This window comes from Acinetobacter sp. L-24 (assembly GCF_056857555.1).
In genome coordinates this window covers 1-22094 of sequence record NZ_JBSXNI010000035.1, presented here as the reverse complement: position 1 = coordinate 22094, position 22094 = coordinate 1, and the positions used below count along the sequence as shown (strand labels likewise).

The following is a 22094-nucleotide window of genomic DNA, read 5'->3' as shown; positions in this document are numbered from 1 at the left end:
AACTATCTCACTCGATTGTAGATATTCGATATTTCTTGATGAAGTAATTTGCGCTTTTCAACAGAAAAATATAGCCACCCATCATCCGATCGGTGGCTATATTTAAATCATCTTAAAGCAATTCTTTACGCAATTGCTCAGGAGATTTAATTGAAAGTAGAGCAGGTGCTACATCTAATGCTGTTTTAGCACCATATTGCTGGGTTTGATTCAGACGGTAGCAGGCACGGGCATAAGCCACTAACACACTTGCGGTAAACTCAGGATTGCTATTCAGCTTTAAAGAAAACTCAATCACCTGTTTTTGTGCATCACTGGTATTACCACTACGGATGACAAAACCGCCATGTGGCATATCCTGATGATCTTTCAGTAAAGTTTCCTCACTGATAAAATTCACAGTCGTATTATAATCGGCAAAATAATCAGGCATGCTGACGATGGTTTGTTCAACTGTTGCTGCATCAGCTCCTTGTTCCAATACCACATAACAGTCACGATGATGTTTGTCTTTGGTGCTTAACTCAGGTCGTGCGCCACTGCGGACTTGTTCAATCGCGTCAGTAGATGGAATGGTGTATTGCACACCAGCTTTCACACCTGCTACACGGCGGATCGCGTCTGAATGTCCCTGGCTTAAGCCTTTACCCCAAAAAGTATAAGTTTCACCATCTGGTAATAACGCTTCACCAAATAAACGGTTAATCGAGAACATGCCAGGATCCCAGCCAATAGAAATCATGGCTGTTTTTTTGTTAGCAAGGGCAGGTGCATCGACTGCAGCATAGTATTCCGGAATACGTGCATGCGTATCAAAACTATCTACAGTATTGAATTTACTTGCAAAGATAGGCGCTTGTTGTGGCAAGTCATCTTTAGAGCCGCCACAAAGAATCAGCACATCAATTTTATCGCTAAAATCATTTAATAGTGCATCCATGCTATACACTTGAGTTTCTGCAAAGCAAGGAGAGACGCTGCTTGGTGAGCGGCGAGTAAAAATACCGACAAGCTGCATATCAGGATTTTTTTGGATGGCAGTTTCAACACCGCGGCCAAGATTACCGTAACCCGCGATACCAATACGAATAGAATTTTGCATAAATAAACGATCACTGAATAAAAAAACAACGCCAAAAATAAGCAAGGTGATGATGGCCGGAAATGGAACAGGCCGATCAGGTCATCTGACTTATATTTTGTTTTCGAAAGGATTATAGAGCGATAATTTAAACTTTATCACCCTAGTTCTGCAGAAAGGCAGGTTTAACTGAGAATGCTTGTGATGAGACGCTAAATTGGACGAGGATAGGTTAGTTTTGAAGCATGAAAAGCTGCCGAGAAATTAAAAGCGGAGCAGGAGGCTTTGATTAATCCAATTCAAGCTGCAGCGAGAAATATCGAAATTGCAGCTTAATTTATTTTAAATCCCTTTGCAGTTGTCTGATAGTTGGAATCTGAGTGTATCGAATCACGGTATAGCCTGCTGCAATCAGCATCGCATCACGTTCAGCATCTTCCTGCTCTTTGCCAATATGGCTCGGATCATCCAGTTCGACAATCGCCACTACATTATATTCACGATCAAGTACTACGAAGTCTGTAACTTTACGATTAAATTGATTACGCATTTTCATCTGATCGTGCGTGATCAAAGCGCTAAATGCGACTTGTGCAAGAATGTGATGATGGGGAAAGGCATCTTTCAGACGTGTAAACATCCTGCTTTCAAAAGCAGTAATGACGCGCTTTGGATAGAATTTCTTTTGACGGGTGAAGAGATGCGGCAAGAGCAGGCAAACTAATGCAAAAGTTGCCAGGCAGCCAATCACAAAAAATATAAACTGACTCAAATTAAACACAGATCACAAAAGGGGAGAATAAAAAAACCCACTTCGCAATGAGTGGGTTTCTTCAGAATCTTGGCTCTCCCACCTGGGCTCGAACCAGGGACCTGCGGATTAACAGTCCGTCGCTCTACCGACTGAGCTATGGGAGAATAGATTGGCTCTCCAACCTGGGCTCGAACCAGGGACCTGCGGATTAACAGTCCGTCGCTCTACCGACTGAGCTATTGGAGAATCTGACAGCGATTATAGAGAGATTTGAAAAGGGGTCAAGGCACTTTTAGAAAAAAGCAGCATAAATTGAATCAAGTGTTTTAAAAATAGTCGAAAAGGTTTGTAGTTCAAACTGTTATGTTTATGTAAACCGGCCCTAACAGCAAAATCGTGATCAGCCTTAATTTTGATAAGTGATCTGGAGCATAAGAAATGAGCGGTTGATCGCGCATATAAATCAATATGATCTCAATTTAAAAAATACAGCTATAAAAAAACCCACTTCGCAATGAGTGGGTTTCTTCAAAATTTTGGCTCTTCCACCTGGGCTCGAACCAGGGACCTGCGGATTAACAGTCCGTCGCTCTACCGACTGAGCTATGGAAGAATAGATGGCTCTCCAACCTGGGCTCGAACCAGGGACCTGCGGATTAACAGTCCGTCGCTCTACCGACTGAGCTATTGGAGAATCTGATCGGCATTTTAGGGATGAATAACCAGGTCGTCAATCAATTAATGTAAAGAAATGAATTGTTTGCTTCATAAATATTCATTTAGAGCCTAAAAATAAAAAAATCACCCGAAATGGGTGATTTTTTTAGCAAAGAAATAAAAAATTATTTCTCAACACCTGCAGGCTGACCTGCATATTTCGCATTTGCATAATCCCAGTTTACTAGGCTTTCTAGGAAAGTAGAGATGTACTTAGGACGAGCATTACGGAAATCGATGTAGTAAGCGTGTTCCCAAACGTCAATCGTCAACACTGCAATTTTACCGTGCGCCATTGGCGTATCAGCATTTGAAGTTTTCATGATAGAAAGCTGACCGTTTACTTCGTCAGCCACTAACCAAGCCCAACCTGAACCAAATTGAGTAGTTGCAGCAGCAGCAAATTCTTCAGCAAATTTTTCATAAGAACCGAATGCTTCGTCAATTTTCGCAGCCAAAGTACCAGTTGCTTTACCGCCACCGTTTTTAGCCATACAGTTCCAGTAGAACGTGTGGTTCCAAACTTGAGCCGCGTTATTGAAAACACCTGCTTTAGAAGCATCACCAGCAGTTGCTGTAATAATTTCTTCTAGAGTTTTGCCTTCAAGCTCAGTACCAGCGATCAGGTTATTCAGGTTAACCACATACGTATTGTGGTGTTTGTCGTGATGGTATTCTAAAGTTTCTTTGCTGATGTGTGGAGCAAGATCTTCGTAGCCATAAGGTAATGCTGGTAAAGTAATGGTTGTCATGTTTTCAATTCCTTGCATTTTGCTGGGTTTTAACAATAAGTGGCTTTATTGTAATAGATAATCGGGCAGAAATGGGCATCGTGTATAAATAACAATACAGAATAAAGCCTGAAAATATATGAATAAAGCCACTGATCATAACCGTCAGTCGAATTAAATCGGATTGTTTAATTCGAAATAATCATACTCAATATTAAACTGTTCTGAAATAGCCTTGGCCAGGCGTTGCACACCGTATTTTTCAGTCGCATGATGGCCACAGGCATAATAATGGACATTCAGTTCCTGAGCTTCATAAAAGGTGCGTTCGCTCACTTCACCTGAAATATAGGCATCACAATCTTGTAGTGCCGCTTTTTGAATATAATCCTGCGCACCGCCGGTACAGAAACCGACTTTATGGATTTGAGTTTTGTCTGCAGGCAGATGAATCGCATCAAAGCCCAGCTTTTCTGAAACATAATTTTTAAAATCTTCCGGACTCATTGGCTGTTTTAAATAGCCAATATTGCCAATCGGACGTTTTTCACTCGGATCAAGCTGTTCGATATTTTCGAGTTCTAATAAATCCGCAATGGCAGCATTATTTCCCAGAGTTGGATGACTGTCTAAAGGTAGGTGATAGCCAACCAGTGAAATATCATTTTGAATCAGGGTTTTAATGCGTTTACCACGCATTCCCGTAATCGGATAGGCTTCTCCTTTCCAGAAATAGCCATGATGAACCAGCAATAGATCAGCGCCTTGCTCAATTGCAGCTTCAATTGCACTCTGGGAGGCGGTCACGGCACAGAGGATTTTATTCACTTCGGATTTGCCTTCAATCTGCAAGCCATTCGGTGCATAGTCCTTAAATTCACGTGCTGCCAAAGTTTGGTCACACCATTGAATAATATCGTTCAAATTCGCCATAAAATTCCTGTAAGTTTAAAAACTTGCCCATATTTATCTATAGGTCTAATTGTAACTAAAGCTGCACAAATCTCTGTGGAATTTTTTGTGTTTAGTTATGTATTTCGCATTACAATAGGACACAAATTACTTAGTCATCAACGAATTAAAATATTTTAGAGGATAGCAACGTGCGCCGCACCTTTACATGGTTACCCTGGGTGTTACTGATTTTAGTCATTATCGGTTTTTTGGGGTGGCAACAACTACAAAAACCAAAGGCACCAGTTGCGCCAGATGGTGTCAAAATGCCTGCTGAAAAAGTAGAGCCGTTGATTGATACGTCGCGCTCAGGAGGCGTGGTCTCCTATAGTGCTGCTGTAAAAGTGGCAGCACCCGCTGTCGTGAATATTTTTACTACCCAAAAAGTCAAGCAACAGGCGCATCCTTTACTGACCGATCCGGTATTTCGTGAATTCTTTGGCGATCAGTTGCCTGACCAGTATGGACAAAGCCCGAATGAAAACAGTTTAGGTTCGGGTGTAATTGTACGTCCAGACGGTTATATCCTGACCAATAACCACGTGATTGCACAGGCCGATCAGATTGTAGTGGCTTTGCAGGATGGTCGTCGTGCTGAAGCCAAGGTGGTCGGAACTGATCCGGATACCGATCTGGCTGTGATCAAGATTGAACTGACGCAATTGCCAGTTTTGCCATTTAAACTCAGTGGCAATGAAGTCGGTGATGTGGTTCTGGCCATTGGTAATCCTTTTGGTGTTGGGCAAACCGTGACGCAGGGGATTATCTCAGCAACGGGCCGTTCAGACTTGGGTATTAATACCTATGAAGACTTTGTGCAGACCGATGCTGCAATTAACCCGGGTAACTCGGGCGGTGCACTTATTGATGTCGCCGGTAATTTAATTGGCGTCAATACCGCAATCTTCTCGCAGTCTGGTGGTTCACTGGGGATTGGTTTTGCCATTCCGGCCAAAATCTGTCAGCAGGTGATGAATGCCATTTTGAAAGATGGCCGTGTGGTTCGTGGCTGGTTAGGGATCAGCTTATTACCTGCAGAGCGTGATGATGTCCTGCAACCCAAAGAAAAAGGCGTAACGGTCGCAGAAGTGCTCCCAGATGGACCTGCTGCCAAAGCGGGAATCCAGCGTGGTGATAAAATTATGAAAGTAAATGAGGAAGAGATTAGTTCCGCCTCACATCTGATTAATTTTGTGGCTTTGCAAAAGCCAAACAGTACCATTCAGATTGAAATTGAGCGGGCAGGGAAAACCATGATGCTAAAAGTTGTGGTGACTGAACGTAAGGCACAAGACAGTGCTTCACAATATATTCCTCTACCAGGCCAGTAAGTTTGATCAAAAAAATCCCTCATCATGAGGGATTTTTTTATGCAATTATTTCAGCTTGTTCTGATACAAAAGTGAAATATTAAGCGCTTTATAAATCATTTAGCTTAATGAAATAACATCAAAAGAGAAAATAAAAATGACTTTTATGACGGCAGATCAGGCCAAAATTTTATCCAATGTTGCTAACCTGAATATTGAAATGTATAAGCCACGTCTGGCGCAACTGATTGAAGATAATGCCCGGCAAGGCAATACAGCGGTACTGACAGTTTTTCCTAAACATCTGCCTTTGGAAGATATTCGTGACTTGTCTGCGGAGTTAACAGATCTAGGCTATAACGTGCGCTTTGAGGTACAGGAATTTTATTACAGCTTTAATGTGTACTGGCTATAATTTTAACAATTGTTCAAAAATAGTCCTGTTCAGGCATGTATTTTGCTGCACTCATCTCATAGCGAAACTATGAGAATTTTATGTCTTTATTTATTCATCGTGCAGCACGGGCCGATGCGCCTTATGTAGTGCTTTCTTCTGGGCTAGGCGGACATGCCAGTTTCTGGAATCCACAAATTGAAGTTTTGCAGCAAGATTTTCATGTGGTGACTTATGATCAGGAAGGTTGCCATTCGGATTCTGGACTGTTGTCAATACCTTATTGCGTAGATCATATGGCCCGACAGATTCTGGATTTATTGATCAATCAGGATATCCGTGAATTTCATTTTATTGGTCATGCATTGGGTGGGCATATCGGCATGCAACTCGCAACCTATCAGGTTGATAAAGCGTTTAAGTTATTCAGCCTGACTATGTTGAATGCCTGGGGAGAACTGGATTCACATACCCAAAAATGTTTTCAGGCACGCACATCATTATTGTTGAATAGCGGAGCCGAGGCTTATGTGCGGGCACAAGCCTTATTTCTGTATCCTCCACACTGGATCTCGACACATCTTGACCCGTTAACAGAAGCAGAAAATAAACAGCTACTGGACTTTCCGCCAATTCAAAATGTCTTAGCTCGTATACAGGCAGTGCAGGCTTTTAAGCTAGAGGAGGCACATCAGCAGGCGCTCAAAGATGTTCTTGTACATCTGATTGCCAATCAAGATGATTTTTTGGTGCCTTATCAACGCTCGCAACAACTTCAGCAATTATTGCCGCATAGTCAGCTCAGTCTGTTTGCAACAGGAGCGCATGCTTCTACAGTGACTGAAACCGCCCAGATCAACCAAAGCATACTGCAATTTTTAAAATCAGCCTGATATTTTCAGCAAGTAACTTTGTTTGCTCAAGCCAGAACCTGTTTCTGGCTTTTTATTTTTTCTAATGAATTATTTTTATGGTTTTTACTCAAAATCTGATTCTTCCTAAAAGCGATGATGATCAATTTTAATGCACCTGAATGAAACACGATGAGCAAAATTGATTCAGGGGTGAAAGTCATTATTTTACTAAAAATTCAAAAATATAAATATTAAGTATTTAAAAATAAATAAATAAAATAAATTGGCACGCGCTTTGCAATATTTTGAGCATAAATAAAAAACCTGAATTGGCAACAGGATTTTGAATATTGGTTAAAAATAATGAGGTGTGAAAATGAAAATAGGTGTCTTCTGTCCAATTGGAAATAACGGCTGGTTACTCTCTGAAAATGCACCACAGTACATGCCGACTTTTGAGTTAAACAAACAAATCGTGCAGCGTGCTGAACACTATGGTTTCGATTTCGCACTTTCCATGATCAAGCTGCGTGGCTTTGGTGGCAAGACCGAATTCTGGGAACATAACCTGGAAACTTTTACCCTGATGGCGGGTCTCGCAGCGGTGACCAGCAAAATTCAAATTTATGCAACGGCAGCCACTTTGGTCATGCCACCGGCAATTGTGGCACGTATGGCATCTACCATTGATTCTATTTCTAATGGCCGTTTCGGTCTGAATGTGGTGACCGGCTGGCAGCCACCTGAATACACCCAAATGGGCATGTGGCCAGGCAATGAGTACTTTGGCAAACGCTATGAATATCTGTGTGAATATGTACAAATTTTGCGTGAGCTTTGGGCAACCGGAAAATCAGACTTTAACGGTGAGCATTTCCAGATGGACGACTGCCGTGTTAGCCCGCGCCCGCAAGCCGATATGAAAATCATCTGTGCAGGTCAGTCGGATGCCGGTCTGGAATTTTCTGCGCAATATGCTGACTACAACTTCGTATTTGGTAAAGGACTAAATACGCCAACGGCTTATGCCGAAATCAATGACCGTTTGAAAGCAAAAACGGATGTGACGGGCCGTGATGTACAGACCTATGTACTGTTTATGGTGATTGCAGCCGAAACCGATGAAGAAGCTCAGGCTAAATGGCAACATTATAACGATGGTGCCGATATGGAAGCGATTAACTGGTTGATGAATCAGGGAGGGAAAGACACGACTTCCGGTACAGACACCAATATCCGTCAAATGGCTTCTAGCGTATCTCCAGTGAATATCAACATGGGCACCTTGGTAGGCTCTTATGAAAATGTGGCACGAATGTTGGATGAAATTGGTGAAATCAAAGGTACGGAAGGTGTGTTACTGACGTTTGATGATTTTATTCAAGGGGTTGAAGATTTTGGTCAAAAAATCCAGCCGCTGATGAAATGTCGTGACCATATTGTCATTGAAGGTGCAGCACCGGTTCTGGAGAAAAGCGCATGAGTGAATCAGTCGTAACAGCCGGTTTTACTGAAAAACTCGGCACAGGGAAAACGCTTAAAGCGGAACCCGAAGCGATTTGTCTTGCACCAGAACAGACAGCCTTGATTGTGATTGATATGCAGAATGCCTATACCTCTCAGGGTGGCTATCTGGATCTGGCCGGCTTTGATGTCTCGAAAACCAAGCCGGTGGTTGAAAATATTAAAAAGGCTGTTGATGCTGCACATGCAGCCGGTATTCAGGTGATTTATTTCAAAAATGGCTGGGATGCCGAATATAAGGAAGCAGGTGGTACCGACTCTCCAAATTTTCATAAATCCAATGCCTTAAAAACCATGCGTAAACGTCCCGAATTACAGGGGCAATTACTGGCCAAAGGTGGTTGGGATTTTGAGCTGATTGATGAGTTAAAGCCACTGCCACAAGACCTGGTTATTGAAAAGCCACGTTATAGCGGTTTCTTTAATACCGCATTGGACAGCATGTTGCGTGTCCGTGGTATTCGCAATCTGGTTTTTGTGGGTATTGCCACCAATGTCTGTGTGGAATCGACCCTACGTGATGGCTTCTTCCTGGAATATTTTGGTGTTGCGTTAGCAGATGCCTGTCATCAGGCGGGTCCGGTCGAGGCCCATGAAGCCAGCCTGTATAACATCAAGACCTTCTTTGGCTGGGTGTCAGATACCGCAAATTTTGTCAATACCTTTCAAAAAGAAAGTGAATCACTAAAAGAAACCAAATTGGCTGAAAGTGCCTAAAGAATTAAAGATCAGGATTAAGGAAAAAACAGTATGCCTAAAGAAATCATTATTCCAGAAGGAACGTCGAAACCATTAGCACCTTATGTACCGGCAACCAAGGCAGACAATATTGTCTATGTATCAGGCACATTGGCCTTTGATGAAAATAATAACGTGGTGCATGTCGGTGATGCCGCAGCCCAGACCCGGCATATTCTGGAAACTATCAAGCGCGTGATTGAAGAGGCCGGTGGCAGCATGGATGACGTGACGTTTAACCATGTTTTTGTCAAAGACTGGGCCGATTATGCCGCAATTAACACAGTTTATGCAGAATATTTCCCGGGAGATAAGCCGGCACGTTATTGCGTACAGACTGGTTTGGTAAAACCGGATGCGCTGGTCGAAATCGCCTCGATTGCCCATGTATAAGCCGAACCACCTGATTCAATTTCATCTATATCAGCCCTAAGACTGTCACTGAAAACTGACTTGGGGTGGGGAGAACCGCATGAATGCCAAACTGTCTAAAATTATTGCCGAAACATTTACAGAGAATAATGCATTAAATAAGGTTTTAAAGACTGAAACCGATGCTGAAGTATTTACTCAGGTCGACCAGCAGATTTTCCGTCAGGGCATGTCCAATCTGGGCGCTGCAGTAAATGTCATTACTACACAAGGCGATGCAGGGCAGGCAGGATTTACAGCTTCAGCCGTATGTAGTGTGACCGATACACCGCCAACTTTGCTGGTTTGCCTGAACCGTTCAGCTTCAGTTTATGAAATATTTAAGAATAATAAGGTTTTATGTGTAAATACCCTGGCATCACACCAGCAGCATCTGTCCAATCTGTTTGGTGGGAAAACACCAATGGCAGAGCGTTTCAGTCAGGGGAACTGGAAAACGTTGCTGACCCAGTCACCCGTACTTGAGGATGCCTTGGTCAGTTTCGACTGCGAGGTGGTGCAGCAATTATCCATCGGCAGTCATGATGTGCTGTTCTGTGAAGTGAAAGCCATGTGCCAGCGTCAAGGCAATGCGCTGATGTACTTTAACCGTTCTTACTGTGAGCCACACAAAATGTGCTAAATCAATTCAGTCCTAATCAAGGAGGGGAAGCTCATGCAAGAAAAAGAAACGTGGTTTCCAAAATTTAAGCCTTACCAAGGCAATATCGATACCACCCCGGTTCAAACAGATGAATATCTGCCGGCTGGTAAAAGTATTATTCTGGGGTTGCAGCATGTGTTTGCCATGTTTGGGGCAACCGTGCTGGCACCGCTATTAATGGGGTTTGATCCCAATCTCACGATTTTTATTACCGGGATTGGCACTATTTTATTTTTCCTGATCACGGGCGGTCGCTTGCCAAGTTATCTGGGTTCCAGTTTTGCCTTTATTGGTGCCGTGGTTGCGGTGACTGGCTATTCCGGTGTCGGGGCAAATCCCAATATCGGGCTGGCACTGGGAGGAACCATTGCCTGCGGTATTGTCTATGCCTTGATTGGCCTGTTGGTGATGAAAACTGGCACCAACTGGATTGAAAAACTAATGCCACCGGTGGTCACAGGCGTGATCGTGATGATTATTGGTCTGCATCTGGCACCGGTCGCAATTAAGAGTGTTTCAGCGAACCAGTTTGATTCCTGGATGGCGTTAATCACGATTATCTGTATCAGTGTGATTGCCGTGTTTACCCGCGGAATGGTGCGCCGTTTGCTGCTGCTGTTGGGTTTATTGTCTTCCTACCTGATTTATTTCCTGTTCACCAACGTCATGGGCTTCGGATCTGCGATTGATTTTACCAAAGTCAGTGAAGCAGCATGGTTTGGTTTGCCGAATTTCCAGAGTCCGGTCTTTGAAATGAATGCCATGCTGATGATTGCACCAGTGGCCATTATTCTGGTTGCAGAAAATCTTGGGCACTTTAAAGCGGTATCCGCAATGACTGGTAAAAATCTGTCGCCGTATATGGGACGCGGTTTCTTTGCAGATGGGGTTTGTACTTCATTATCCGCTTCTGTCGGCGGTACCGGGATGACCACTTATGCTGAAAATATCGGTGTGATGGCAGTGACCAAAGTGTACGCCACCACCGTGTTTATTTTTGCCGGGATCTTCGCTATTTTGCTGGGACTTTCACCTAAATTTGGTGCGGTGATCAGTACCATTCCAGTAGCTTTATTGGGTGGCGCATCGATTGTGGTCTTCGGGTTGATTACTGTGGCGGGTGCCAAAATCTGGGTGGATAACCATGTTGATTTTACCAAGAACAGTACCCTGATTATTGGTGCGGTGTGTCTGATTATGGGGACAGGTAATTATAGCTTGCAGATTGGTGGTTTCGATTTGGGTGGTATCGGTACTGCGACTTTGGCTGCGATTTTGTTGAACCTGTTCCTAAATCGTGGTGAAGATAAAGAATTGCCTGAACCTGCATCGACCGCAACAGAAGTTGAGGTTAAGCCAGTCGCTTAATATAAGGAGTATTTTTTGAGTCATACAGTTGCATTTTTAGGACTTGGGGCAATGGGCTGGCATATGGCCTCCCATTTGCCAAAACTCGGACATCCGGTTTGGGTCTGGAACCGGACTGAACAGAAAGCGCTAGATCATGCTCAATCTTTCAGGACTCAGGCAGTGGGTATTGAACAGGCGGTTCAGGCAGATTTTATTTTTTCTTGCTTGCCGACCAGTCAGGATGTAGAGAAGCTAATTGCTGCACATCCACCTAAACCGGGTGCAATCTGGATTGACTGTACCAGCGGTGTACCAGAATCGGCCCAAAAACTGGCAAATCGATTGGAGCAACAGGGAAGCTATTACCTGGATGCTCCGGTATCTGGTCAGACTGTTGGGGCAGAAAAAGGCACTTTAACCGTGATGGTGGGAGGAAGTGAATCTGCCTTTACGCAAGCCAAACCGGTCATTGCTGCTTTTGCTGGGTTGATTGAATATGTGGGAGAAAGTGGTTCCGGTTTTGCAGTGAAAGCCATTAACAATACTTTGATGGCTACGCATTTATGGGCGCTGGCTGAAGGCTTAACTGTACTGAAAGGGCAGGGAGTTGACTTAAGCAGTGCGTTGAACTGTATTAATCATTCCAGTGGTAAAAGTAGCATGTCGGAAAATATCATGGCGCAGCGTGTACTGAGCCGTGAGTTTCATAAAACCTTTGCGCTGGATTTATTGCAGAAAGATATTGGTATTGCTTTAGAACTGGTGCAACAGCAGCAACTGGATTTATCAGTGATGTCTTTGGTTCAGCAACAGTTTCAGCAGATTGCCAGACCTCAGGCCAGCCAGCTGGATTTTTCCGCTGCGGTACAAGGATTGGAACAACGTACGCAAATTGAATTAAGGGGATAAAGTTTTTATTAAAACCTGTTATTAAGAGAAATAATTAATTTTCAATTAAGTTCATCGCAATAGATTTCTTTATCTAAAATATAAAAATCCGGGGATTTAAAATTCCCGGATTTTTATTTCAATTGCTTTAAATAGCCTAAGCTAATTTTAATATGACAAGCTCAAACAATTTAAATAAATATCTTAATTTTGTTGATTCGTCTCATATTCCTGAATGACTTCAAGCGCGGCACGAAACGCTTCCTGGGTTGCCGGTGCACCGCAGTAAGGCAGACTATGCAACAACACTTCCTGAATTTCCTCAACCGTTGCGCCGTTATTTAGGGCACCTCGCACATGACCTTTTAGTTCAGTGGGACTTTTTTGCGCGGTTAGAAATGCAATGGTAATTAAAGAACGATATTTACGCGGTAAAATACCTTCACGTTGCCAGGTCGAACCCCAGGCATGTTCATTAATCCAGTCCTGTAATGGCTGGGTAAAAGGCACGGTATTTTCCTGAGCACGCTGCACAAAGCTTTCCCCCATTACTTCAGTACGGACTTTCAAGCCATTTTCATAATCTTGTTGTGACATGCTTTATCCTCAATTTTATTATTGCTTTAGCTTAACGCTTTTAAGCCAAAATACTATCGTGCAATAGTCGTAAAAAAAAGTGGCTGAAAAGCCACTTATGAAGCTTCCAAAGTGAGGTATTGAAACATGGCTCCACTCTGGAATTTATGACACCTTTGATCAAAAGTTTGATTTAAGGTGATACTGAGTGTGAAGGATCAGTTTGCACTGAAGTATCGGTACCTGTAGCATCTTCCTTGATGAGATACGGATTCTCAAGCTCTAATACCTCATTCAAATGCAGATCGAATACATCGGTCAACATGCTGTCATAACGGCGCGCATTATAGTGCAGCAGTTTTTCTGCTTCCTGATCATTAATAAAGCCTTGTAGCTGTGCATCGGCTACATGCTCAGCAAAACTGAGTCCTTTAAATTGTCCTTTATTTTCAGCTTTTTTAAAGCGATCCCAGAGTTTTTCAATCTTGAGTAGCAGATTGAAAGTAGATTCCATACGGCCAGTGACATCATTTTCATTAATATTATAGTAGACATGTTTTTTGAGTGACCGCCGGAAAGCATTGTTTTCCATCATGCTGTTTGCTACCTGTTGTTTCAGCTGGTCTGATGGTTTCTGTACCGGACGGCCAAATGGGAAACATAGCAGTTTGACCATGCCTGCTGCTGCACCTGATGGAAAGTTAGCAAACAGGTCAAAAAATGCTTCTTGCGCTGTATACAGAGACTTTTCTACCGCAAGCTGTGCATGTAAACGCTCATCTTCAGTCTTTTTGCTATGCTCAAAATATTTCAGAATTGAGGAAGCAATAAACAGATGTGCATGAATATCGGCCAGACGACCCGAAAGCATTTCCTTACGTTTGATATCCCCTGCGAGTAAACCTAGGCACATATCCGCAGTTAAAGCAAAGTTGGCACTCAGCCGATTAATGATCTTATAATAAGGCTGGGTGAAATCAACCGCACTTTGCGGCGCAGCACTTGAGCCACCTGTAAAGGCATAGGCAAAGGAGCGAGCAGTCCGGTTAAAGGTGTAACCCAAATGCTTAAACAGCAAGTTATCAAAAGGATTTAGAGCCGCTGCCGAGTCTTCTGCCTGTAAGAGCTGTAATTCTTCATATAGATAAGGATGGCAGCGCATTGAACCCTGTCCAAAAATCATCAAGGAACGACTGAGAATATTGGCGCCTTCGACGGTAATGGAGACTGGAATTGCCTGATAGTAAGGTGCCAGAAAGTTACGCGGCCCCATCTGAATGGCACGACCACCGACCACATCCATGCCGTGATTGACCACTTTACGCATGCCTTCAGTTGCATAGTATTTGGCAATCGCCGTCATTACGGCAGGCTTGCCACCCTGATTCAGACCACAGGTGACCAGATAACGGAAGGCTTCCAGCATATAGGTGTCACTGGCGATTTCACTGGTGGCTTCCTGAACACCCTCAAACTTACCAACTGAAATCTTGAATTGCTGACGAATACGAGAGAAAGCACCCACATTTAAATAAGTCATTTCTGAAGTAGAAGTAGACAGCGCTGGTAGGGAGATGCCACGACCGACTGCCAAACATTCCATCAGCATACGCCAGCCTTTGCCGGCATTTTTGACGCCACCAATAATCCAGTCCAGAGGAATAAACACATCTTTACCTTCAACCGTACCATTCATGAATGGTGGTCCGGGGTTATGCCGTGGTCCCACTATTACGCCTTCATGACTGGCAGGGAGCAGGGCACAGGTAATGCCGTATTCAGTCTGTTCACCCAGAAGATGATCAGGGTCATACATTTTAAAGGCCAGACCCACCACTGTCGCAATTGGTGCCAAAGTAATCCAGCGTTTGGAAAAATTCATTCTCAGGCCTAAGACTTCCTGACCTTCAAACTGGCCATAGCAGACCACGCCCGTATCAGGAATCGCACCGGCATCGGAGCCGGCTTCCGGACTGGTCAAACCGAAACAGGGAATTTCTTCGCCTCGCGCCAGACCCGGCAGATAACGGTCTTTCTGTTCTTCGGTACCATAATGCAGTAACAGCTCGCCTGGTCCGAGTGAGTTCGGTACCATACAACTCACGGCTGTGGTCAGAGATCGCGAAGCAATCTTGCTCATCACCCGACTTTGGGCAAAGGAGCTAAAGGCACGACCGCCGTATTCTTTGGGAATAATCAGGCCCAAGAAACCATGTTCCTTAATATATTGCCAGACATGATCAGGCAGCGCTTTTTGCTCATGAATTTCCCATTCATCCAGCATGCTGCACAAGGTTTCAACTTCATTGTCCAGAAATGCCTGTTCTTCTAGCGACAGCTTTGGATAAGGATAACTGTTAAAGGTTTCCCAATTCGGTGCACCCATAAACAGCTCTTTTTCCCACCAGCTAGTTCCGGAGTCCAGTGCTTCACGTTCTGTCGGACTGATACTCGGCATGGCATTTGCCAGTGCTTTATAGGCCGGTTTGGAAATAAACGACATACGTAAAGGGTCGATCATCACTACAAGGCTAATTAGGATCAGCGGAATGCCGAGAATCAGCGACCATGGGCTAATAAAAGCGCAGACAATTGACACGATGATCAGCGCAATTGCACCCGCGCTACGGGAGAGCTCAAAATAGAAAACGGCCCATAAACTGAGTAATAGCAGTAGTACAGCAAATATAAATAGCATTGTTATAGTTCTCCAGATTTATACAACGCTGCCTGTGCCGAGATCTCATAGAATTTTTGTCACAGTTCATTCATTTTTTTGTCGATTGAGGATCGGACAGGTTCAGCATTGCACGTGTGAGAATGATCGTTTTCAAGTCTTGCAACGATATTTTTAAATCTTTCATCTATTTTTGAGATTGTTTGAAAAATGCTCAGTCTTCAAGTGAGAACGCGCAAAGAAATGTGAAGATAAGTAATGACTTAATCTTATCTAAAATAAAAAATGGGGTTTAACACTCAGTAAAGATTTAAATTGAAGAGATAAAAAAGCCCTCTACAAGAGAGGGCTTTTATTTCATTAGTTTAAACAGGATTAAGCTTCAATGGCCTGAACTGCAATTTTCTTGGCAGGATCCACTTTACGACGCACTGCTGGTACAGGTTCGCCGTAGTATTGGCGGTCGGCAAAGTAGCTTGAACGAACCATTGGTGCTGCCCAGATATTACGGAAGCCCAGTTTTTGGCCATGTTCGGTATAACGCTCGAATTCTTCAGGTGTTACGAAGCGGTCAATCGCTGCATGTTCTTTTGAAGGCTGCAAATACTGACCAATCGTCACATAATCCACGCCATGCGCATGTAAATCATCAAGCAGAGCAAGCACTTCTTCTTCAGTTTCACCAATACCGACCATGAGACCACATTTGGTTGGTACGTCCGGGCAGTATTCTTTAAACATTTTTAGCAGGTTTAAAGAGTGCTGATAGTCAGAACCTGGACGCATGGCTTTATATAAACGCGGTACAGTTTCGATATTGTGGTTAAACACATCTGGCGGACATTCAGTCATGATACGCAGCGCGATATCTATACGGCCACGGAAGTCCGGCACCAGAATTTCGAGTAAGGTATTTGGGCTTAGAGCACGTGCTTCTTTAATACAATCGACAAAATGCTGTGCACCGCCATCCAGTAAATCATCACGGTCTACCGAAGTGATTACCGCATATTTCAAACCCAGGTTGGCAATGGTCTCAGCCATATGACGCGGTTCATCTGCATCCAGTGCATTTGGACGGCCATGAGCCACATCACAGAATGGACAGCGACGGGTACAGATATCACCCATAATCATAAAGGTCGCAGTACCGCCACCAAAACATTCAGGCAGGTTTGGACAGGCGGCTTCTTCGCACACCGTATGTAATTTTTGCTGACGTAATGTGGTTTTAATACGTTGAACTTCTTCAGGTGCCGCCATTTTCACCCGGATCCAGTCCGGCTTGCGTGGCGTTTCAACCGTAGGAACAACTTTTACAGGAATGCGGGCAACTTTTTCCGCACCGCGAAGTTTGACGCCCTGTTCAGGTTTACGGTTTTCAGACATATTCAACTTTTCCACTGTTTTTGAAGGGGGAGATACTCAAAGATAGCGCAGTTATTATAACGGACTTAGTTCTAAATAGGGCAAAAAGGGGTATTCATTTAAAAAATGTTCTTATCAAGCAATATATGTGAGTTAAATACACCAAATCAACAGGATTTACGTCATAATAAGAGTGTAGATTAAAGTGAATTTTTTAATTTTGAGGAGCGTTGAATGCCACGTAAAAAAGAGGTCGTTAGTGGGACTTTCGTTAAATATGATGCGGTAGTTCTAGGTTCGGGCCCTGCGGGCGAAGGCGCGGCAATGAAACTTGCCAAATCTGGTAAGCGTGTTGCAATCGTTGAGATGCGTGAACAGCTGGGTGGTAACTGTACCCATGTCGGTACGATTCCAAGTAAAGCATTGCGTCAAACAGTATCCAGTATTATCCGTTATCAACGTGATCCACTGTTTCAAAAAGTTGGGGACTGGAAGCAGTTCACTATGAAGCAAGTGTTGCGTCATGCGCATAAAGTTATTCAACAACAAGTAGATACACATTCACGTTTCTACGACCGCAATAAAATTGATATTTATCATGGTCGTGCCTACATTCAGGATCAAAATACCATTTTTGTATTTAACCCAGATGGCATTAAAGAAACGCTGATGTTTAAGCAACTGGTCATTGCCAGCGGCTCGCGTCCATATCGTCCAGACATTCTTGATTTTAATCATCCACGTGTATTTGATTCAGACAAAATTCTGGATCTGGACTATTCCATCCAGAAAATCATCATTTATGGCGCAGGTGTAATCGGTTGTGAATATGCCTCGATCTTTATTGGTTTGGGACATAAAGTTGACCTGATCAACACCCAACACAAACTTTTAAGCTATCTGGATGATGAAATCTCTGATGCGCTGTCTTATCACTTGCGTGAACAGGGTGTGCTGATTCGTCATAATGAACAGATCGACTTTTTAGAAACATTTGACGACCATGTGGTGATGCACACGCAAAGCGGCAAGAAAATTAAAGCCGACGCGATTTTGTGGTGTAATGGCCGTTCAGGCAATACCGATGGTCTAGGCCTTGAAAATGTCGGCCTGAAACCGAACAGCCGTGGTCAATTGACTGTGAATGATCAATATCAGACTGAAGTAGAAAATATCTACGCTGCCGGTGATGTAATCGGTTGGCCTTCGCTAGCCTCTGCTGCCTATGACCAAGGTCGTTGCGCAGGTGCCAACATGAGCGGCGAGAAAGACGTTGCGCCGGTGACTGATATTCCAACTGGGATTTATACCATTCCTGAGATTTCTTCGATTGGTAAGACTGAACAGCAGTTGACGGAAGAAAAGATTCCGTATGAAGTCGGTCAGGCATCGTTCCGTCATTTGGCACGTGCACAGATTACCGGTGATACTATGGGCGAATTAAAGATTCTGTTCCATCGCGAAACACTGGAAGTTTTGGGGGTACATTGCTTCGGTAATAATGCCTCTGAAATTATCCATATTGGTCAGGCAGTCATGAACAGCCCGAACAATACGATCAAGTACTTTGTAGAAACCACGTTTAACTATCCGACCATGGCGGAAGCTTACCGTGTAGCAACGTTAAATGGTATGAATCGTTTATTCTAAGTGAGATATTTTACTTAGACCGAAAAACCGCAAGTCTTCACTTGCGGTTTTTTTATTGGAAGTGATTAAGTCAGTCAAGTTGATCAAATCGAATTTTTAAGCCGCCATTTTTCGGCATTCTTCAGCACAGCGGCGGCATGCTTCGGCACATTGCTGACAATGTTCATCTTCATGATGACCACATTCTTCTACACAGTAGTCACAGGCTTTCGCACAAAGTTCACATATTTCATGCATGAATGGAGATTGCTTTTGTTCCATACGGGCACACAGCTGACAAATATCTGCACAATCCAGACAGCGCTGGATACACTCCCGCATCATCTCCAGATCTTCTTCTTTAAGACAGGCACTGGCACAGTTGGCACATGCCAGGGAACAGTTCATACAGGTTTGAACACAATCTGAAAATTGAAGCTGATTCATTGTTGTTTCCTCTATCCATACGGTTATTGCTGATTTTCTAATACGCTAAGCAGAAAAAAGAAAATACACTAGGCAGATTAGGTGAGGAAAAGTAAACAGGCGCTTTGTTTTGTTAAGGAATTTACTATCTATACTTATATTCAGAGTTAGATATTTTTATTATTCGAGAAAATAAAAAACCATTGAGCCGGTCAAAGTCTCAATGGTACAGGATGTATAGATGAGTCATTATTATCGAAGGTTGTAATGACCTTTCTTGTTGTTCGGATTTTCTCATTTCTAAAACGGACGGCTACCCGCCAGACTGATGCGTTTTAATAAACGGCGCTGATCAGCCGGGAATGGACGGCGGGAGTGCAAAGTCACTTGATTGTCCCAGAACACGATATCGCCAATTTCCCAGTGATGTTCATAAGCGAATTCAGGTTTTGAAATATGCTCACGTAATTTTGCGATCAGTTCGCTACCTGCCTGATCATCATAATTGACCAGCTCGACTTCGGTATACGTGTTTAGCCAAAGCGCTTTACGGCCGGATTCAGGATGAGTGCGCACCAGCGGATGTGGATAGGCATGACTTAATATGGGCTGATCTTTAAAGCGATACAGCGGACTATTGCCGTAACCTTGATCATCAGCCTGATCTCTGGTTTTTTGACGGCGCACGAAAGGGTTGTAGGTAATCAGTTGTAGCTGATCGATCTCTGCCTTAGTTGTTTCATTGAGTGCATCATAGGCTTTAATGGTATTGATCCAGCTGGTCTGACCGCCGTCCTCAGGCAGTTCAATCGCATATAATAGGGAACCAAAAGAGGGTAATGGTGTCCATTGATGATCGGCATGTGGAGTCAGTTCACCATGCCCGGTGTAATCTCCCTGACCAACAGCATTGGAAACCGGCACGACATCGGGTGGAACACCGCTATCGGACTGCGCAGCCAGTACCGGTGTATCTGCACCGGGACGGAAAATGGAACCGAAATAAGTTGAAAATGCCAGATACTGTAAATCATCCAGACTTTGCTGTTTGAAGATCAAAATCAGATGCTCGGCCAGAGCCTGTTTTAATTTTAGAATGGTTTCGGATGACTGGGCTTTACGGGCATCGAGACCATAGACCACTGCGCCTAAGGCCTGACCGGTTTGCGGTACAATCTTGATTTCATCCGGATGTTGCAATTGATCTGGCTGATGCCAGCGTGGGGCATCATGAATGGCTTGTGAAAGTTGGGTTAAGCTGGTCATTATAAAGTCTCAGAATTTTCTTGTTGATGAGAATCTAAGAAAATTCCGGACTGAAATAAAATCAAAAGAAATGATAAGTTTATGAATAATCTGTTATTTTTACTATTCAGTTGATTTTGAAACATTTAACTTATTGTGCGATGGATTGCGCATTTTCTGCTGAGGATATTTCAACAGTTTAGTGTGCGCAGAAAGCCTGATTAAAATATTCAAACAGCTCAGGGGTTTGTAACCACAGTCCAATCGACAAAGCCAGTAAAAGCAGGATTGCCACCACAATCGAGAGTTTGAGTTTCAGTAGAGAATCAGTCATGGACGATTTGCTCCTCATTGACCCAGAAATGCACCAGTACGCCAAAAATGCTGAGGACAATTGATAGCATCCACACCGCATTATAATTGCCGCTCAAATCATGGTTGACTCCACCGAGCCAGCCACCAAAAAATGAGCCAACCTGATGGGTAAAGAACACGATGCCACTGAGCATGGTCAGATATTTCACCCCGAACATATTCGCCACAATGCCATTGGTCAGCGGAACGGTCGATAACCAGAGTAACCCCATAATGACACCAAAGCTATAGACTGTCCATGTGCTGAGAGGCAGCATGAGAAAGGCAATAATCGCAATTCCACGCAATGCATATAATCCCATCAGTAGATGCGGTTTGGAATATTTGCCGCCCAGCCAGCCGGCCGTATAGGTGCCTACCACATTAAACAGACCCACTAAGGCTAAGAAGATCGTACCGGTTGTGGCATTAAACCCATGATCAATCAGATAGCCAGGCAGGTGAATGCCAATAAAAACGACCTGAAAACCACAAACAAAAAAGCCCATAGCCAGAAACCAGAAGGGTTTATGATTTTTCACCACCACCAGAATCTGTTTAAAACTGAGTGAGACTTTATTGGGTGTAGCGGCTGCGTTGGGATTAACATACATCGGTGCTTTCAGCATCCAAGCCAATGGCACAATCAGGGCAATCAAAATAGCACTGACCACCAGTGCCGCTGACCAGCCGACATTCTGTAATAGCAGCAGGGTCGAAGGCAGCATGATAAACTGACCAAAAGATCCGGCCGCACTGGCAATTCCCATCGCCAAACTGCGTTTTTCTGGTGGGGCAGCACGCCCGACCGCAGACAATAACACCGGAAATGAGGTGGCAGACAGGGCGAGGCCCAGAATCAGACCTACACTCAGATTAAGCAATAATCCGGTTGAGCTAACTGCCATCAACAGTAGACCGATTGCATATAAGGCGCCGCCTACAGCCACCACAATCTTGCTGCCATATTTATCGGCAAATGCCCCGGTAATTGGCTGAACTGCACCCCAGATCAGGTTTTGCATAGCAATGGCCAGGCTAAAAACATTATGACCCCAGCCAAATTCTTCGCTCATCGGCACCAGATACAAGCCAAATGCATGACGTACACCCAATGACAGTGCCAAAATGATGGCAGAGCCAATCAGCATAAAAATAAGAGCTTTGGAAAATTGACTGTCAGCCATACGTCATTCATGCCTATAAAGTTGATATGTATAGTATTCGATTCAAGCAATAGAGGCGATTAAATAAATATTGATCAAAAGATAAATTTTTTTTATTTAGCGTATGTTCACACTTTTACCTTAAAAAAATAGCGAAGTAATAAAATCAAAACGCCAAACCCAATTTTACTATTCGCTATACCACGTACCATGCTGACAGAGCAACACTGACAAAAGTTGAAAGATACACTGGGTAACTTATCCATCACACAAAACTAAAACT

21 protein-coding genes and 4 tRNA genes are annotated in these 22094 nt (G+C 43.6%); 10 read left to right on the top strand and 15 right to left on the bottom strand.

What is annotated here, in order from left to right:
• Positions 1–112: 112 nt before the first annotated feature.
• The 8 genes from AC13CK_RS04705 to AC13CK_RS04670 form a co-directional block, all read right to left on the bottom strand.
• Positions 113–1102 (bottom strand): diaminopimelate dehydrogenase, encoded by a 990-nt coding sequence (locus AC13CK_RS04705; protein WP_425877938.1) that lies wholly within the window; start codon positions 1100–1102, stop codon positions 113–115.
• Between the two features lie 316 nt (positions 1103–1418).
• Positions 1419–1862 (bottom strand): DUF2726 domain-containing protein, encoded by a 444-nt coding sequence (locus AC13CK_RS04700; protein ID WP_168730734.1) that lies wholly within the window; start codon positions 1860–1862, stop codon positions 1419–1421.
• A 61-nt stretch (positions 1863–1923) separates the two neighbouring features.
• Positions 1924–1999 (bottom strand) — tRNA-Asn (locus AC13CK_RS04695).
• 6 nt (positions 2000–2005) lie between these two features.
• A tRNA-Asn gene (locus AC13CK_RS04690) sits at positions 2006–2081 on the bottom strand.
• Between the two features lie 291 nt (positions 2082–2372).
• Positions 2373–2448: transfer RNA gene (locus AC13CK_RS04685), tRNA-Asn, on the bottom strand.
• 5 nt (positions 2449–2453) lie between these two features.
• Positions 2454–2529 (bottom strand) — tRNA-Asn (locus AC13CK_RS04680).
• 148 nt (positions 2530–2677) lie between these two features.
• Entirely contained in the window at positions 2678–3304 is a 627-nt protein-coding gene (locus tag AC13CK_RS04675) for a superoxide dismutase (RefSeq protein ID WP_004646486.1), read from the bottom strand.
• Positions 3305–3457: 153 nt separating this feature from the next.
• Complete coding sequence (locus tag AC13CK_RS04670; protein ID WP_168730735.1) at positions 3458–4216, bottom strand: Nif3-like dinuclear metal center hexameric protein; 759 nt, start codon at positions 4214–4216, stop codon at positions 3458–3460.
• A 170-nt stretch (positions 4217–4386) separates the two neighbouring features.
• Between AC13CK_RS04670 and AC13CK_RS04665 the strand changes: the two genes are divergently transcribed.
• The 9 genes from AC13CK_RS04665 (at position 4387) to AC13CK_RS04625 (ending at position 12391) form a co-directional block, all read left to right on the top strand.
• Entirely contained in the window at positions 4387–5568 is a 1182-nt protein-coding gene (locus AC13CK_RS04665) for a S1C family serine protease (protein ID WP_425877941.1), read from the top strand.
• Positions 5569–5704: 136 nt separating this feature from the next.
• Positions 5705–5962 (top strand): hypothetical protein, encoded by a 258-nt coding sequence (locus tag AC13CK_RS04660; RefSeq protein ID WP_184412569.1) that lies wholly within the window; start codon positions 5705–5707, stop codon positions 5960–5962.
• A gap of 80 nt (positions 5963–6042) precedes the next feature.
• Positions 6043–6834: a pyrimidine utilization protein D gene (gene rutD, locus AC13CK_RS04655; RefSeq protein ID WP_253146157.1), complete on the top strand. Its 792-nt coding sequence runs from the start codon at positions 6043–6045 to the stop codon at positions 6832–6834.
• 337 nt (positions 6835–7171) lie between these two features.
• Positions 7172–8278 carry a pyrimidine utilization protein A gene (gene rutA / locus AC13CK_RS04650; RefSeq protein WP_425877944.1) on the top strand — a complete coding sequence of 369 codons (1107 nt, stop codon included), beginning with the start codon at positions 7172–7174 and terminating at the stop codon, positions 8276–8278.
• Positions 8275–9036: a pyrimidine utilization protein B gene (gene rutB / locus AC13CK_RS04645; protein ID WP_482830987.1), complete on the top strand. Its 762-nt coding sequence runs from the start codon at positions 8275–8277 to the stop codon at positions 9034–9036. The genes rutA and rutB overlap by 4 nt, the downstream gene beginning before the upstream one ends.
• A 33-nt stretch (positions 9037–9069) precedes the next feature.
• Positions 9070–9450 carry a pyrimidine utilization protein C gene (gene rutC, locus AC13CK_RS04640; protein WP_325777651.1) on the top strand — a complete coding sequence of 127 codons (381 nt, stop codon included), beginning with the start codon at positions 9070–9072 and terminating at the stop codon, positions 9448–9450.
• Between the two features lie 79 nt (positions 9451–9529).
• The gene (gene rutF / locus AC13CK_RS04635; RefSeq protein ID WP_325777650.1) at positions 9530–10111 is read left to right on the top strand and encodes an NADH-dependent FMN reductase RutF; all 582 of its coding nucleotides are present in this window, start codon (positions 9530–9532) and stop codon (positions 10109–10111) included.
• Between the two features lie 33 nt (positions 10112–10144).
• Positions 10145–11500, top strand: a complete 1356-nt coding sequence (gene rutG / locus AC13CK_RS04630) for a pyrimidine utilization transport protein G (RefSeq protein ID WP_425877948.1) — start codon at positions 10145–10147, stop codon at positions 11498–11500.
• A 51-nt stretch (positions 11501–11551) separates the two neighbouring features.
• Positions 11552–12391, top strand: a complete 840-nt coding sequence (locus tag AC13CK_RS04625) for an NAD(P)-dependent oxidoreductase (protein WP_425878571.1) — start codon at positions 11552–11554, stop codon at positions 12389–12391.
• A gap of 183 nt (positions 12392–12574) precedes the next feature.
• On the opposite strand, the gene AC13CK_RS04620 is transcribed toward AC13CK_RS04625, so the two are convergent.
• The 3 genes from AC13CK_RS04620 to lipA all read right to left on the bottom strand — a co-directional run bounded on the left by AC13CK_RS04620 (position 12575) and on the right by lipA (position 17012).
• Entirely contained in the window at positions 12575–12967 is a 393-nt protein-coding gene (locus AC13CK_RS04620; RefSeq protein WP_195724929.1) for a carboxymuconolactone decarboxylase family protein, read from the bottom strand.
• A gap of 172 nt (positions 12968–13139) precedes the next feature.
• On the bottom strand, positions 13140–15644 hold the full coding sequence (locus tag AC13CK_RS04615) for an acyl-CoA dehydrogenase (RefSeq protein ID WP_425877950.1): 2505 nt from the start codon (positions 15642–15644) through the stop codon (positions 13140–13142).
• A 354-nt stretch (positions 15645–15998) separates the two neighbouring features.
• Complete coding sequence (gene lipA, locus AC13CK_RS04610; RefSeq protein ID WP_425877952.1) at positions 15999–17012, bottom strand: lipoyl synthase; 1014 nt, start codon at positions 17010–17012, stop codon at positions 15999–16001.
• A 213-nt stretch (positions 17013–17225) separates the two neighbouring features.
• Here lipA and sthA point away from each other — a divergent pair, with 213 nt between their 5' ends.
• A complete protein-coding gene (gene sthA / locus AC13CK_RS04605) occupies positions 17226–18641 on the top strand; it encodes a Si-specific NAD(P)(+) transhydrogenase (protein WP_004646501.1) in 1416 nt (471 codons plus the stop codon).
• 96 nt (positions 18642–18737) lie between these two features.
• On the opposite strand, the gene AC13CK_RS04600 is transcribed toward sthA, so the two are convergent.
• From AC13CK_RS04600 to AC13CK_RS04585, 4 genes are all read right to left on the bottom strand, one after another.
• The gene (locus AC13CK_RS04600; RefSeq protein WP_004279668.1) at positions 18738–19067 is read right to left on the bottom strand and encodes a four-helix bundle copper-binding protein; all 330 of its coding nucleotides are present in this window, start codon (positions 19065–19067) and stop codon (positions 18738–18740) included.
• 279 nt (positions 19068–19346) lie between these two features.
• A complete protein-coding gene (locus AC13CK_RS04595; RefSeq protein WP_425877955.1) occupies positions 19347–20312 on the bottom strand; it encodes a TauD/TfdA dioxygenase family protein in 966 nt (321 codons plus the stop codon).
• 178 nt (positions 20313–20490) lie between these two features.
• A complete protein-coding gene (locus AC13CK_RS04590) occupies positions 20491–20625 on the bottom strand; it encodes a hypothetical protein (protein ID WP_004730126.1) in 135 nt (44 codons plus the stop codon).
• The gene (locus tag AC13CK_RS04585) at positions 20618–21832 is read right to left on the bottom strand and encodes an MFS transporter (RefSeq protein WP_422195810.1); all 1215 of its coding nucleotides are present in this window, start codon (positions 21830–21832) and stop codon (positions 20618–20620) included. Before AC13CK_RS04585 ends, AC13CK_RS04590 begins: the two co-directional genes overlap by 8 nt.
• Positions 21833–22094: the final 262 nt, after the last annotated feature.

What these genes read in the sequence shown, in the direction of transcription:
- AC13CK_RS04705 (WP_425877938.1), bottom strand. Translation starts at nt 1,102, where the DNA reads ATGCAAAATTCTATTCGTATTGGTATCGCGGGTTACGGTAATCTTGGC.
- AC13CK_RS04675 (WP_004646486.1), bottom strand. Translation starts at nt 3,304, where the DNA reads ATGACAACCATTACTTTACCAGCATTACCTTATGGCTACGAAGATCTT.
- AC13CK_RS04670 (WP_168730735.1), bottom strand. Translation starts at nt 4,216, where the DNA reads ATGGCGAATTTGAACGATATTATTCAATGGTGTGACCAAACTTTGGCA.
- AC13CK_RS04660 (WP_184412569.1), top strand. Translation starts at nt 5,705, where the DNA reads ATGACTTTTATGACGGCAGATCAGGCCAAAATTTTATCCAATGTTGCT.
- rutD (WP_253146157.1), top strand. Translation starts at nt 6,043, where the DNA reads ATGTCTTTATTTATTCATCGTGCAGCACGGGCCGATGCGCCTTATGTA.
- rutA (WP_425877944.1), top strand. Translation starts at nt 7,172, where the DNA reads ATGAAAATAGGTGTCTTCTGTCCAATTGGAAATAACGGCTGGTTACTC.
- rutB (WP_482830987.1), top strand. Translation starts at nt 8,275, where the DNA reads ATGAGTGAATCAGTCGTAACAGCCGGTTTTACTGAAAAACTCGGCACA.
- rutC (WP_325777651.1), top strand. Translation starts at nt 9,070, where the DNA reads ATGCCTAAAGAAATCATTATTCCAGAAGGAACGTCGAAACCATTAGCA.
- rutF (WP_325777650.1), top strand. Translation starts at nt 9,530, where the DNA reads ATGAATGCCAAACTGTCTAAAATTATTGCCGAAACATTTACAGAGAAT.
- rutG (WP_425877948.1), top strand. Translation starts at nt 10,145, where the DNA reads ATGCAAGAAAAAGAAACGTGGTTTCCAAAATTTAAGCCTTACCAAGGC.
- AC13CK_RS04625 (WP_425878571.1), top strand. Translation starts at nt 11,552, where the DNA reads ATGGGCTGGCATATGGCCTCCCATTTGCCAAAACTCGGACATCCGGTT.
- AC13CK_RS04620 (WP_195724929.1), bottom strand. Translation starts at nt 12,967, where the DNA reads ATGTCACAACAAGATTATGAAAATGGCTTGAAAGTCCGTACTGAAGTA.
- AC13CK_RS04615 (WP_425877950.1), bottom strand. Translation starts at nt 15,644, where the DNA reads ATGCTATTTATATTTGCTGTACTACTGCTATTACTCAGTTTATGGGCC.
- lipA (WP_425877952.1), bottom strand. Translation starts at nt 17,012, where the DNA reads ATGTCTGAAAACCGTAAACCTGAACAGGGCGTCAAACTTCGCGGTGCG.
- sthA (WP_004646501.1), top strand. Translation starts at nt 17,226, where the DNA reads ATGCCACGTAAAAAAGAGGTCGTTAGTGGGACTTTCGTTAAATATGAT.
- AC13CK_RS04600 (WP_004279668.1), bottom strand. Translation starts at nt 19,067, where the DNA reads ATGAATCAGCTTCAATTTTCAGATTGTGTTCAAACCTGTATGAACTGT.
- AC13CK_RS04595 (WP_425877955.1), bottom strand. Translation starts at nt 20,312, where the DNA reads ATGACCAGCTTAACCCAACTTTCACAAGCCATTCATGATGCCCCACGC.
- AC13CK_RS04590 (WP_004730126.1), bottom strand. Translation starts at nt 20,625, where the DNA reads ATGACTGATTCTCTACTGAAACTCAAACTCTCGATTGTGGTGGCAATC.
- AC13CK_RS04585 (WP_422195810.1), bottom strand. Translation starts at nt 21,832, where the DNA reads ATGGCTGACAGTCAATTTTCCAAAGCTCTTATTTTTATGCTGATTGGC.